Origin of the sequence: Streptomyces indicus (assembly GCF_900100315.1) — a bacterium.
GTDB classification, from domain to species: Bacteria; Actinomycetota; Actinomycetes; order Streptomycetales; family Streptomycetaceae; genus Streptomyces; species Streptomyces indicus.
Genome location: NZ_FNFF01000013.1, coordinates 216,619 through 228,874, shown reverse-complemented (window position 1 = coordinate 228,874; position 12,256 = coordinate 216,619). Strand labels below are relative to the sequence as shown.

The following is a 12,256-nucleotide window of genomic DNA, read 5'->3' as shown; positions in this document are numbered from 1 at the left end:
TCGCACAGCCCCTCGCCCAGAGCCGCTGAAACGACATGTCCATCTCGCAAAGCAGCACGTCAGACCAGCCCTTGTGACTGGGAGATCGACATAACGTCGAACACGATCGTCCCGTTGCACAGCCGGCTCCAGCCCTGCTCGGGGTGGGAGGCTACGACGCGCGCGGCTTCACGGTCGGGGCGGTCGGCGGTGGGGCACGTCGGCTGGTGGGTGCACATGGTCTGACTCCGTCTTCTGGAATGGTGATGCTCCGGATATCGGGGAGGGCTCCGCTCGCGGATCCCTCTGCAACTGCCTGTCTCTGTTGTGCTGTTGCTCTGATGATGGGCTCCGAACGTCCCGTTCTCGTCACCGGTAATGACCGGCCGGGCAACGACAACTCATCGGTTTTCCGAGCTGATTCCATTCTGGCAGCCGCCACTGACAATCGATCTTGGAGTACGGGACCCCGCGCGAGCGGGAAGTGCGGGACCCGCGCGAGCGGGAGTACGGGCCGCGCGCGAGCCGGGGTACGGGCCGCGCGCGAGCGGGGAGTACGGGCCGCTCGCGCGCGGGAATCGGCGCCGGCTCACACGTGAGCGGTACCGCCGCCCTCCGCCATCGCCCGCGCGATCCGGCGGTTCGTCTCGGCCCACACCCCGGCATCGACCTCGGGCAGCACGTCCTCCCACAGCGGCAGGCAGCTGCCGCGCAACTGCATCATTCCTTCGGGCCGTCCGATCAGCCACAGGTGCAAGTGGGCACCGCCGTCACCCCACTTGTTGATGTGCACCCGCGCGATCCCTCCGACGGACAGCACGGCCTGCTCGGCACGCTGCAGCATGCGGCCGAGCTCGGCGGCGCGTTCGGCGGGCAGGTCGTACAGGTCGTGGTGGCCGCGCGGCTGGAGCATCACCATCGCGGGCAGGGAACTGGGTTCGGTGAACCCGTGGAGGCGCCAGTGCTCGTCGGTCCACAGGAACTGGTCGTCGGACTTGCGGCACGCACCGCACTCCTGCGGCCCGTCCTCGCCCTCACGCGGCGGCTCGGGCAGCACCGGCGGTTCGAGCGGCTTGACCCGCAGGCCGTCCGACTCGAACGGGAAGATCTCCCAACCGGGTATCCCGTCGCCGGAGAAGGGGATCTGCTCACCGATCGGAAGACCTCGGACATAGGCGCTGGGCTCAGGTTTCATGGCCGAGAGCTTCGCATGCGGGGCCGATGGGCGGCGCGGCGGGTCGGGTCCGGCAGGGGAGCCGACTGTCGGGATTTCCAAAGGAGTTCAGGACCCGCGCCGTGCGAAAAACCCTTCGAACGACCGCCGCGCCTGCTGCTACTTTTCCGGCGTGGCGAAACTCAATCAGATCATCGCAGTCGAGAAAGGCGTCAAGTCCAAAGCGCACCAGGACCTGACGGCGGCCCACCACGGGCTGCAGAAGCCGGCCCTGCTGTCCGGCATCTCCCGTACGTATCAGCCCAAGGACGAGGAGGGCGAGCAGCTGCCGCCCGAGTCCACGCGGGTGCAGGTGCACGCCGAGGACGTGCTGCGACAGACCGCGGCGACGCTGACCCGGCTGTTCGATGTGACCGCCACGAAGGACTGGGCCAACTGCACCGCGCGCGCCGATGTGACCGTCGACGGGCGTGTGCTCATCCCGCAGGTCCCCGTGTCGTATCTGCTCTTCCTCGAGAAGCAGTTGACCGACCTCAACACCTTCGTGCGCAAGCTGCCGGTGCTCGACGCCGCCGAGTCGTGGGTGCGCGACCCGTCCACGGACTCCTGGAAGACGGAGCCGGTGCGCACGGTGCGCACCAAGAAGGTGCCGCGCAACCATGTGAAGGCCGAGGCGACCGAGAAGCACCCCGCGCAGGTGGAGGTGTACTACGAGGACATCCCGATCGGCTACTGGACCACCGTGAAGTTCTCCGGTGCGCTGCCGGCCCAGCGCGTCAACGAACTCCTCGACCGCGTCGAGAAGTTGCAGCAGGCGGTGAAGTTCGCCCGCGAAGAGGCCAACGGCGCGGAGGTCACCGACGAGCGCGTCGGCGACGCCGTGTTCGGCTACCTGTTCGGGTAGCGTGAAAGACTCCCCGGCCGCTGTGCGCGGCCGGGGTGCGCGAAGGAGCGCAAGCTGAACCTGAAGCTTGTCGTGACGACGCGGTTCCAGTGGAGGTTCGAGTCCTCCCCGCGGCACAAGAGCCCGTTCCCCTACGGGCGTTCGGGCCGCGGTAGCCCAACCGGCAGAGGCAGACCGCGATCAATCTCAGACTCTCGCTCCAGACTCAGCATCCGCCGCCCATCGCCGGATCGACCGGGCCCGGGCCCCGATCGTCGAAATGCCGGTTCAACTCCGGCCCGCGCAGCTCTCGATGCGCGGTGGTCCAAAGGCAGGACGCGACGACATCAGACTGACCCGAGCCCTCAAGCGTGCCGGCGTGCCCGTGGGGCGGCATCCACAGGGCCCGGGGGCCGGCTACGCCCTCGGGTCCGCTCCTTTTCCGGCGACTGCCGGGCGTACGGCCGCCGGCGCACGCCGCGCCACCGCACGCCGATGTACAGCGCCTCCCCACTCCGATACGCCGTAGCCATGGACTCCTGACCCGGCACCCTCCACCCTGACCCCCATGGATTCCGGTCTCGTCACCGTCCTCGTGCCCATCGTGCTCGCCGTGATCATGTTCGGGCTCGGGATGAGTCTGACCGTCGGGGACTTCCGGCGGGTACGGGAGTATCCGCGGGTGGTCGTCGCCGCACTCGGCTGTCAGCTGATCGTGCTCCCCGCCGTGTGCTTCGGACTCGTCCTCGCCTTCGGGCTCGACGCCGCACCCGCCGTCGGCATGATGCTGCTCGCCGCGTCGCCCGGCGGGACCATGGCCAACCTGTACAGCCATCTGTTCGGCGGCGATGTCGCGCTCAACATCACGCTCACCGCCATCAATTCGGTGCTCGCGGTGTTCACCCTGCCTCTCGTGGTGAATCTGGCCGTCGGGTACTGGGACGGTGCCGGGGACGACGGCAGCGTGGGGCTCCAGTTCGGCAAGACGCTGCAGGTGTTCGCGCTCGTGCTCATCCCCGTGGCCGTGGGCATGGTCGTGCGCGCCCGGCGGCCCGGCTTCGCCGAGCGCGCCGAGCGGCCCGTCAAGGTGCTGTGCCTGTTCATCCTGGCCGGCGTGATCGTGGCCGCCCTGCTCGCCGAACGCGCGAACGTGGGGGAGTACCTCGCCGAAGTCGGCCCCGTGGCCCTCCTGTTCAGCGTGATCTCCCTGGGCACCGGATACGTCGCCGCCCGGCTCGCGGGAGCCGCGCACGCGCAGGGCGTCGCCGCGTGCATGGAGATCGGGATGCACAACACCTCGCTGGCGCTCACGATCGCGCTGAGCCCCTCGCTGCTCGACAGCACGGAGATCGCGGTGCCGAGCGCCGTGTACGCGATCCTGATCTACTTCACCGCGGGCGCGGCGGGGCTGCTCCTGCGGCGCGTCGGCGAGCGCGGTGCGGGGACTCAGACCAGCCGGCGTATCTCGCCCCGTACGCGGTAGAAACCGCCCGCGGCCGGGTGCAGCGCATCGACCACGTAGCGCGCACCGGCCTGGCGGATGCCGCGCGGGAACTGCACGTTCCACGAAGGCTCGTAGCCGTCCGAGATCACGTGCACGCGCAGGCGGGCGCCCTCCTGGACACACTCGACCACCACACCGCCGGCCGGTGCCACCGACACCGTGTGCACCTCGGCCACGGTGGTCGCCGGGGTGTAGGTGGGCGTCGCCGACGAGTACTTGATGTCCACCGCCGTCGGGACCGAGCCCGACTCGGCCGCCGAGACGGCCGAAGGCGAGGCGTCCACACAGACCAGCGAGCCGTCCGTGGTCACCATGTACAGCTTCTCGTCCCGGTACTGCATCGAGAGCGCCGAGCCGTTGCCGGTGCTCAGCTTCCACAGGCGCGTGCCGTCCGCGTCGAAGCAGTACACCGAGGACGCGCTGTCACCGGCGAAGACATGGCGGCCGTCCGGCGAGGTCGCGCACGAGTAGACGGGGTCGTCGCACCGGTACGTGGCCTCGATCAGGCCCGTGGCCTTCGACAGGCGCTGCACCGTGTGGCGGGCCGTCCCCGCGTACACCGCGCGGTCCTCCTGCCAGCCGAAGAGCACCCCGCCCTGGGTCCGCGTGTGCCACAACTCGCCGCCGCCGTCCGGCGCATAGGCCGTCACACCGCCTTGGTGGCCGTGGTATACGGCGTCCTCGTCGGCGCGGACCATCCAGGCGTGCGCACCGTTGGACTTGCGCGACCACTGGTACTCGTCCTCGTGGTCGATCACGGTCAGACCGCCCGCGCGGTCCGCCACATTCAGGACGCCCTCGTGGATGTCCAGCCAGAAGATGTCGACATCGGCGGCGATGTCGTACGCGGCGAACGGGAGCTTCGAGGACAGGTCGTAGACCTTGCCGTCGTCACACCCCGCATAGATCCAGAAGTCGTCCGCCACCAGGCACTTGACGCCGTCCGGCAGTGCGTAGCGGGCCAGGATCTCGCCGCTGTGGCCGAGCGTGTACACATCCCCCGCCTGATTGCCCACCCAGCAGCGGTCCTCGTCGATGTGGATGCCGAACGACGGTGAGCCCGTACGGAAGCGCCACAGGACCGGGGCCACGCTGCGGGCCCGCGACGGCGCGGACGCGACCTGGCGGCGCGTCACCGGGCGCGGGGCGCGCTGCCCCTGCACCGCGGGCGCGTACCCCTTGCGGACCTTCTCGCCTATCTTCTTCGCCGCGGCCGCCTGCGCCTTCTGCACCGTCGGGAAGGTGGAGGTCTGCAACTGGCCCGCCGCGCCGATCCGTCCGTACCGCACCGAGACGACCGTCCCCTCCACGGTCACCTCGTAGAACTTGTGCGCGCCGCCGCCCTCCTGGGACAGCTCCAGGTACGTCTGCGTCCGGTCCCCCTGCGTCATGCCACACCTCTCCCCAGGTCAGGGCCCGGCGCCCCAACAGCGCTCGCGACCACTGGAGAAGACCGTACGGGCCGCCACTGACAATCGGACGATCTCGCTCCGCGCCCGGCGGCGACCCCGGTCCACAGCTGCTGCGAGGGCGGCGGCCGCCCCGCTACCGTGGCCCGATGACCACCGCCGCACCGCAGCCGCCCGCGGACCTCGTCATCGACCACTGCACCGTGCTCGTCCACGACGAGGACGGCGGGATCGACTTCCGCGCCGACCGTGCCGTCGTCGTGCGCTCCGGGGCGATCGCGGAGCTGCCGGCGAGCGGCGAGGCCGCCGGGATCGAGGCGCGCGAACGGATCGACGCGCGCGGCCAGGTGGCGATGCCCGGGTTCGTCAACTGCCATACGCACGCGCCGATGGCCGCCCTGCGGGGGATCGCCGAGGACCTGCCCATCGAGGAGTGGTTCAACGAGCGGATCTGGCCCGTCGAGTCCCAGCTCACCGATCGGGACGTGGAACTCGGTGCGCGGCTCGCGTGCGCCGAGATGATCCGGGCGGGCGTGACCTGCTTCGCGGACCACTACTTCGCGATGGACCGCGTGGCCGCCGTGGTCGAAGAGACCGGGCTGCGCGCGCAGCTCGGCTGGGCGTACTTCTCCTCGCAGGGGCCCGAAGGGCGGGCGCGGTCACTGGAGTTCGCGCGGGAGCACCAGGGTGCGGCGGACGGCCGTATCACCACCGCACTCGCGCCGCACGCCCCGTACACCGTGACCGCGGACGATCTCGCGGCCACCGCGGACCTGGCCCGCGAGCACGGCCTGCCGGTCCATCTCCACGCCGCCGAGAACCGCGCGCAGACCGACCACTCCCTGAAGGAGCACGGCCTGACGCCCATCGAGATCCTCGACCGGGCGGGACTGCTCGCCACCGATCTCCTGATCGCCCACGCGACCGGACTCACCGAGCGGGACTTCGAGCTGCTCGCCGCCGCCCCGGGCCGCATCGCCGTCGCGACCGCGCCCCGCGGCTATCTGAAGTTCGGCTGGGACACCACGCCGGTGCGCGACCTCGCCCGGATCGGCGTACCGGTCGGCCTCGCCACCGACGGCGCCGCGTCGAACAACACCCTCGACGTGTGGGAGGCCATGACGCTCACCGCCCTGACGCAGAAGCAGGCCACCCGCGACCCGCGCTGGCTCACCGCACGCCAGGCACTCGACCACGCCACGCGGCAGAGCGCGCGGGCCGTGGGGCTGGCGGGCCGGATCGGTGCGCTCAGGCCCGGACACCGCGCCGACCTCGTCCTGGTCGACCTGTCGGGGCCGCACACCCAGCCCGTGCACGACCTCGCGGACACGCTGGTGCACTGCGCGCGGTCGAGCGATGTGACGACCACGGTCGTCGACGGCCGGGTGCTGATGCGCGACCGCGAACTCCGCACCGTCGACGTGCCCGCCACCGTCGCCGAGCTGGAGGAGCGGCTGCCCGTGCTGACCGACCGCAGCCACGGGCAGCGCATCCAGACGTACGAGGCGTAGGAGTCCCGTGTTCCGTGCGCGGGGGAGCCGTCCGACCCGTAAGGGACGCGCCGGTTGATGCCATGTTCTGCATCAACTCCGTGTCAGGTCGGTCACGTTGGACACCTTTCTCCCGCCGGCCGGTGTCTTTCCCTTTGACTCTTCGTTGCGCACAGGTGTCGCAACGGAACAGAGCACGGGGGTGCTCCATGAACGTACGAACCGGACGCGTGGTCATCGGCCGCTTCCCCGCGGGCGGACCGCGCGGGTCCTGGCCCGCCGAGGAGTTCGCGCAGGCGCGCCGGCTCGAGGGTGAGGCCGCCGAGGTCGTGATGGACCTCGCGTCGGACGCCTTCCTCGTGGTGGTGCGCGCGCCGGAGCTCGCGGAGGGCTGAGCGCCGCTCCGCGAGCCCCGCACGCCTGCGTCCCGGGGACCCGCTCAGGACCCCGGCACGACCCCGTCCGCGAACTGCCGCGCCTGCAGCGAGTACAGCTCCGCGTACACCCCGCCCCGGTCGAGGAGCTCCTGCGGCGTCCCCGACTCCACGAGCCGTCCCGCCTCCAGTACGTGGACCAGATCCGCGTGCCGCACCGACGCGAGCCGGTGCGTGATGAGGATGACCGTCTGGCCCGTGCCCGCCAACGCCCGGATCCGGTCGAAGACTTCGAGCTCGGCCCGCGCGTCCAGAGCGGCCGTGGGCTCGTCCACGATGAGGATCGAGCCCCGCCGGTAGGCGGCCCGCGCGATCCCGAGCCGCTGCCACTGGCCGCCGGACAGCTCGTGGCCGCCGGTGAACGCCCGGACCAGGAGGGTCTCCAGGCCGCGCGGCAGATCCGTCACCACGTCCTCGGCGCCCGCGTCGGCCACGGACCGCGTGAGCCGCTCCTCGGTCATCGCGGCGGAGGCCCGGCCGATGGCGATGTTGACCTTCGCGGTGAACGGCCAGCGCTTGAAGTCCTGCGCCACCATCGCGATCCGCTCCGCGAGCTGCGCCCGGTCCGCGCCCGCCGCGTCCACGCCGTCCCACAGGACGGCGCCCTGCTGCGGGGCGTAGAGCCCGGCGAGCAGTTTGACGAGGGTGGTCTTGCCGGAGCCGTTCTCGCCGACGAGCGCGATGATCTTTCCGGTGGGCAGGGCGAGCGACACGTCGTCGAGCGCGGGGCGCTTGCGGTCGCTGCCCGGGTAGCGGAAGGTCACCTTCTCGAAGCGTATCTCCCGTGTATCCACGGGCAGTTGGGTGCCGCCCACCGGCACGGTGCGCGTCGCGGCCTCCGCGTGCATCCGCTCCAGATCGCCCACGAACAGCGCGTTCTCGTGCAGTTCGCTGACCTCGAGGACCAGCGTGTTGAGGCTGGCCGACCCGGTCCGTATCGCGATCACCGCCGTCCCCGCGACGGCCAGGGACATCGCACCCGTCAGCAGCAGCGCGCCGAGCGTCGTGTACGTGGCGGCCGTCGCGATCCCGGTCCAGGCGGCCGCGACCAGGCTGGTGCGGGCCGCGAGGCGCGCGAGCCTGGTCTGTTCGACTTCGGCGGACTGGGACATGGCGCGAAAGTGCCTGAGCAGGAAGGGTCCGACGCCGTGCACCCGGATCTCGGGCGCCGCCCGCGTCTCGGTGAGCAGCGAACTGAGCAGCCGTCCCGCCCGCGCGTGCTGCACCCACGCGTGGAAGGAGCGGTAGCGCCGACGCGCGTTGGTCAGGGCCGCCCACGCGCTCGGCAGCGTCATCGTGACCAGGAGCGGCAGCAGCAGCGGGTGCAGCACGGTGAGCACGCCGGCCGCCGCGATCAGCGAGATGGCCGCGTTCACCACGCGCGTGGCGAGCGAGACCATCCGGCGGGCCGAGGCCGCACCGTACTGCGCGGTGTCGAGCAGCTTGTGGAAGGCGTCGTCCTCGATCGCCGCCAGCTCCACGGACGCGGCGCGCTCCAAGTACTGCTCGGTGGCGACGCGTTCGACCTTCGGCTCCAGCCGCCCGGTCGCGTACGTGGACGCCGCGCGCAGCAGCGCCGACACGAACAGCACGCAGGCCACCGTCACCAGCGCGGGCGCGGCGGCGGACAGCCGCTGCTCGATCGGTGCCGAGGTCATCAGGCGGGTGAGCACGCTGTTGACGGCGAGCAGGCTGACCGCCTGGGCGATGCCCCGGCCCAGTTCGGCGCCGACCACGATGCGGGCGGCCTGCCGGTCGGCGCCCCAGGCGAGCCGCAGACTCGCGGCGATGAGTGCCGGGAAGCGCCGCAGGAGCGCGATGAAGTCCAGCTGGAGTACGGCTTCTTCGTGCTGGGCCCAGCCGGTGTCGTACCGCAGCGGGCCGCCGAAGAGGAGCTGCTCGGAGTCCGTGGTGCGCTGCTCTGCGTCCGGCGTCTGCTGCCCGGATTCCGCGGCGGGCCGCTCCGGATCCGTGGTGGCGTCCCCGGAGGACGCCTTACGCGCGGTGTCCGCGCCCTTTCCTGAATGTGTGTTCCTGGCCCCCCAGCCAAGTCTCACTGAGACCTCCGTTCGGGATGGAGGTCAACTATGGCCCGGCACGGGCGAATTGGGCAGGGCGCGAACCGGCCGGGGTGCGCGCCGCGGGAACGGCGGATCGCGCCGCCCAGGAGTCGGCTACGCCTCCGCCGGCCGCATCCACACCGGCACCGTCCTGGTGATCCGGCACAGCGTCAGATACAGCGGGATCGGCGGGGTGTACGGGGCGTCGCGGCCCGGGTGGTGGATGAGCCGGGCCCCGCTCGCCGACGGCGGCACCAGGGCGCGGGGCGCGTACTGCACCGGCTCGGGCCAGTCCAGGGACTGCTCCGAGTGCGAGGGCACGATCCACCACCAGCGGTCCCCGGTGGCGTACACACAACCGACCCGCGACATACGGGTCATGGCCTGCCGGCCGAGCTCCGCGGGCATGCCCACCGCGTCGCAGCCGAGCTGGGTGCGCATCCCGTCGGGCAGTGGCAGCGGCACATCGCTGAGCCTGCGGGCGAGAGCGGTGAGTTTGTCGAGAGTCATCGCGCGCATGCTCAGCCCACCTCGGGAACGGCAGTACGGGGCAGATGGGCCCAGACCTCGAGCCCGAGACCGGCCTCCTGGGCGCCCCAGGAACGGCACATGGCCTGCACCAGGAGCAGTCCGCGGCCGTGGTCCTCACCGGCGTCGCGGGCGGGGTGCGGGGCCGGACCGTCGGGGCCGCAGCCCTCGTCGGTGACCGCTATGCGCACCACATCGGCCGCGTGGTCGTCGTGCAGTTCGCACACGATGAGCCGACTCGCGGTGTGCACCACGGCGTTGGTGACGAGTTCGGAGACGACGAGGGCCGCGAGATCGCGGGTCTCGTCGCAGACCGCCCAGCCCCGCAGGCGCTCGCGCGTCATCCGGCGGGCGCGCGGCACGGCCTCGACGCCTGCGGGGAGCTCGAAGCGGCAGCGTCGGCCGAGATCCGGTTGTGCTGCTGCGTTACCGATGGCCACGGCCGGTTCCTAACGGGGCAGTGGGGTCTCCCATGCTCTGGCACCCCCCGGTCGGAGGCTGGGGGCGCGCTGGAGAGCGTGGGGTAGGGGTCACGCATGCCACTATCGCCCCGTCGGGAACACTTGGCAAGACGCACTCTGAAAATTGCAGAGTGCTGTGTTACACCTTGGAAGGCCATGGCACACTGCTCGCACCGGTCGCGGGCATCGTGTGTGTAACGAGTGAAGTTCCCGCGATACAGAGCGACCCGAGCGAGGTAGACGTGAGCGAACCGCGGTCCGCTCCCACCGTGGGCCAGGTCGTCCTGGGCAAACGCCTCCAGGAGCTGCGCGAAAGCGCCGGGCTCAAGCGTGAGGAGGCCGCCCGGGTGCTGCGCGTCGCGCCCGCGACGGTACGCCGCATGGAGATGGCCGAGGTCGCCTTCAAGATCCCTTACGTACAACTCCTGTTGAAGGCGTACGGGGCCGACGAGGAGGAGACCGAGTCCTTCATCGAGCTGGCGGAGGAGGCCAACAAGCCGGGCTGGTGGCAGCGTTACCACGACATCCTGCCCAACTGGTTCTCGATGTACGTGAGTCTGGAGGGGGCGGCCAGCCTTCTCCGGTCGTACGAACCGCACTTCGTGCCCGGTCTGCTACAGACCGAGGACTACGCCCGCGCGGTGCTGCGGGCCGGCTCCATCGGCACGATGGGCGACGAGGACATCGAGCGGCACGTGGCCCTGCGGATGCAGCGCCAGGAGCTGCTCGAGCGCGAGGACGCGCCCAAGCTGTGGGTGATCATGGACGAGACCGTCCTGCGCCGCACCGTGGGCACGCCCGACGTGATGCGCGGACAGCTCGACCGGCTCATCGCCGCCACCAAGCTGCCCAATGTCACGCTGCAGATCGCGGAGTTCTCCGCGGGACACCACCCCGGGACCTACGGGCCCTTCGTGCTGTTCCGGTTCGCGGTGCCCGAACTGCAGGACATGGTCTACGCCGAGTATCTGACCGGTGCCGTCTATCTGGACCGCCGTGCCGAGGTCGTCACCTACCTCGAAGCCATGGACCGGATGGCCGCGCAGGCCGCGTCGGCACACCGTACGAAGGAGATTCTCAAGTCTCTCCGCAAGGAGCTCTGATGGATCAACTGTCCGCGAACGGGGGCCGGATGGATTCCACCAGTACGAGTACGAGGACCGGCAAGAAGGGCGATCCGATGTACAGCGATCCGATCTACAACGGAATGCCCGCGCACGAACTGGGCTCCGAGGGCTGGCTCAAGCCCTGGAGCGGGGGCAACGGGGGCAACTGCGTCGAGGCGATGAAGCTCGCCGACGGGCGCATAGCGGTACGGCAGTCGGCCGATCCCGACGGTCCCGCGCTGATCTACACCCTGGGCGAGATCCACGCGTTCATCGAGGGTGCGAAGGCGGGACAGGCGGACTTTCTGCTGTCATGATCACTGATAAGCGCAACGCGTGCACCACATGCACCACGGGGCTCAACTCTCTCATCCACCACGGGACTTGGAGCGTCTTATGAGCGGGCAAGAGGCGGCGGACCAGCGGGCCGCTGTGCAGATCGACACCAGCAAGCCGCACCCGGCCCGCATGTACGACTGGTTCCTGGGCGGCAAGGACAACTACCCGGTCGACGAGCAGATGGCCGAGCAGCTGCTCACGATCGACCCGCGCGCCCGGGAGTTCGCCCGGGTCAACCGCGCCTTCATGCAGCGCGTGATCCGCTGGCTGGCCGCGCGCGGGATACACCAGTACCTCGACATCGGCACCGGCATCCCGACCGAGCCCAACCTGCACCAGATCGCACAGCAGGTCGCGCCCGAGTCCCGCGTGGTCTACTGCGACAACGACCCGATCGTGCTCGCCCACGCCGAGGCCCTGCTGCGCTCCACGCCCGAGGGCCTCACCGAGTACATCCAGGCCGACGCCCGCAACCCCGAGGTGATCCTCGAACACGCCGCGAAGTTCCTGGACTTCGACAAGCCCGTCGCGCTCTCGCTGCTGGCGCTGCTGCACTTCGTCTCCGACGAGGACGGCGCGTACGAGCTGGTGGACACGCTCGTGGAACGGCTCGCGCCCGGCAGCTACGTCGTCCTGTCGCAGACCACCGGCGACTTCAACCCCGGCGGCGCGGACGAGGCCCTGGAGCTGTACAAGGCGCGTGGCCTCGTCCTCGCGCTGCGCTCGCGCGAGGCCTTCACGCGCTTCTTCCACGGTCTGGAGTTCGTCGAGCCCGGCGTCTCGCTGACCGCCGAGTGGCACCCGGAGCTCGGCGAGCCGGTGCCGGTCGCCGGCGACGAGCCGATCCCGGGATACGCCGCGGTCGCGCGCAAGCCGTAAGCAACCCGGA

13 protein-coding genes and 1 tRNA gene are annotated in these 12,256 nt (G+C 70.6%); 8 read left to right on the top strand and 6 right to left on the bottom strand.

Annotated features, from left to right (window positions below; all coding sequences use genetic code 11):
• Window positions 1–59 precede the first annotated feature (59 nt).
• A complete protein-coding gene (locus tag BLT97_RS38665; protein ID WP_245769569.1) occupies window positions 60–218 on the bottom strand; it encodes a DUF5999 family protein in 159 nt (52 codons plus the stop codon).
• 350 nt (window positions 219–568) lie between these two features.
• Window positions 569–1,174, bottom strand: coding sequence for an HIT family protein (locus BLT97_RS27580; RefSeq protein ID WP_093614847.1), 606 nt, complete (start codon window positions 1,172–1,174; stop codon window positions 569–571).
• Window positions 1,175–1,325: 151 nt separating this feature from the next.
• On the opposite strand from BLT97_RS27580, the gene BLT97_RS27575 reads away from it, so the two are divergent.
• From BLT97_RS27575 to BLT97_RS27570, 3 genes are all read left to right on the top strand, one after another.
• On the top strand, window positions 1,326–2,057 hold the full coding sequence (locus tag BLT97_RS27575; protein ID WP_093614845.1) for a DUF7873 family protein: 732 nt from the start codon (window positions 1,326–1,328) through the stop codon (window positions 2,055–2,057).
• 16 nt (window positions 2,058–2,073) lie between these two features.
• Window positions 2,074–2,173, top strand: a tRNA-OTHER gene (locus tag BLT97_RS38040).
• Between the two features lie 431 nt (window positions 2,174–2,604).
• Window positions 2,605–3,519, top strand: a complete 915-nt coding sequence (locus tag BLT97_RS27570) for a bile acid:sodium symporter family protein (protein ID WP_093614843.1) — start codon at window positions 2,605–2,607, stop codon at window positions 3,517–3,519.
• Here BLT97_RS27570 and BLT97_RS27565 read toward each other — a convergent pair.
• The gene (locus BLT97_RS27565; protein WP_093614841.1) at window positions 3,483–4,931 is read right to left on the bottom strand and encodes a WGR domain-containing protein; all 1,449 of its coding nucleotides are present in this window, start codon (window positions 4,929–4,931) and stop codon (window positions 3,483–3,485) included. The two genes, BLT97_RS27570 and BLT97_RS27565, sit on opposite strands and share 37 nt — an antisense overlap.
• A 167-nt stretch (window positions 4,932–5,098) precedes the next feature.
• Between BLT97_RS27565 and BLT97_RS27560 the strand changes: the two genes are divergently transcribed.
• Both BLT97_RS27560 and BLT97_RS27555 read left to right on the top strand, forming a co-directional pair.
• Window positions 5,099–6,460 (top strand): amidohydrolase, encoded by a 1,362-nt coding sequence (locus BLT97_RS27560; protein WP_093614839.1) that lies wholly within the window; start codon window positions 5,099–5,101, stop codon window positions 6,458–6,460.
• 188 nt (window positions 6,461–6,648) lie between these two features.
• Entirely contained in the window at window positions 6,649–6,834 is a 186-nt protein-coding gene (locus tag BLT97_RS27555) for a hypothetical protein (protein WP_093614837.1), read from the top strand.
• A 44-nt stretch (window positions 6,835–6,878) separates the two neighbouring features.
• On the opposite strand, the gene BLT97_RS27550 is transcribed toward BLT97_RS27555, so the two are convergent.
• The 3 genes from BLT97_RS27550 to BLT97_RS27540 all read right to left on the bottom strand — a co-directional run bounded on the left by BLT97_RS27550 (window position 6,879) and on the right by BLT97_RS27540 (window position 9,901).
• Window positions 6,879–8,750, bottom strand: a complete 1,872-nt coding sequence (locus tag BLT97_RS27550) for an ABC transporter ATP-binding protein (RefSeq protein ID WP_245769576.1) — start codon at window positions 8,748–8,750, stop codon at window positions 6,879–6,881.
• Between the two features lie 297 nt (window positions 8,751–9,047).
• On the bottom strand, window positions 9,048–9,452 hold the full coding sequence (locus BLT97_RS27545; RefSeq protein ID WP_093614833.1) for a hypothetical protein: 405 nt from the start codon (window positions 9,450–9,452) through the stop codon (window positions 9,048–9,050).
• Window positions 9,453–9,454: 2 nt separating this feature from the next.
• Complete coding sequence (locus BLT97_RS27540; protein ID WP_093614831.1) at window positions 9,455–9,901, bottom strand: ATP-binding protein; 447 nt, start codon at window positions 9,899–9,901, stop codon at window positions 9,455–9,457.
• A 263-nt stretch (window positions 9,902–10,164) separates the two neighbouring features.
• Between BLT97_RS27540 and BLT97_RS27535 the strand changes: the two genes are divergently transcribed.
• The 3 genes from BLT97_RS27535 (at window position 10,165) to BLT97_RS27525 (ending at window position 12,246) form a co-directional block, all read left to right on the top strand.
• On the top strand, window positions 10,165–11,025 hold the full coding sequence (locus tag BLT97_RS27535) for a helix-turn-helix domain-containing protein (protein WP_093614829.1): 861 nt from the start codon (window positions 10,165–10,167) through the stop codon (window positions 11,023–11,025).
• A gap of 77 nt (window positions 11,026–11,102) precedes the next feature.
• Complete coding sequence (locus BLT97_RS27530; protein ID WP_245769575.1) at window positions 11,103–11,345, top strand: DUF397 domain-containing protein; 243 nt, start codon at window positions 11,103–11,105, stop codon at window positions 11,343–11,345.
• A gap of 79 nt (window positions 11,346–11,424) precedes the next feature.
• A complete protein-coding gene (locus BLT97_RS27525) occupies window positions 11,425–12,246 on the top strand; it encodes an SAM-dependent methyltransferase (protein ID WP_093614827.1) in 822 nt (273 codons plus the stop codon).
• Window positions 12,247–12,256: the final 10 nt, after the last annotated feature.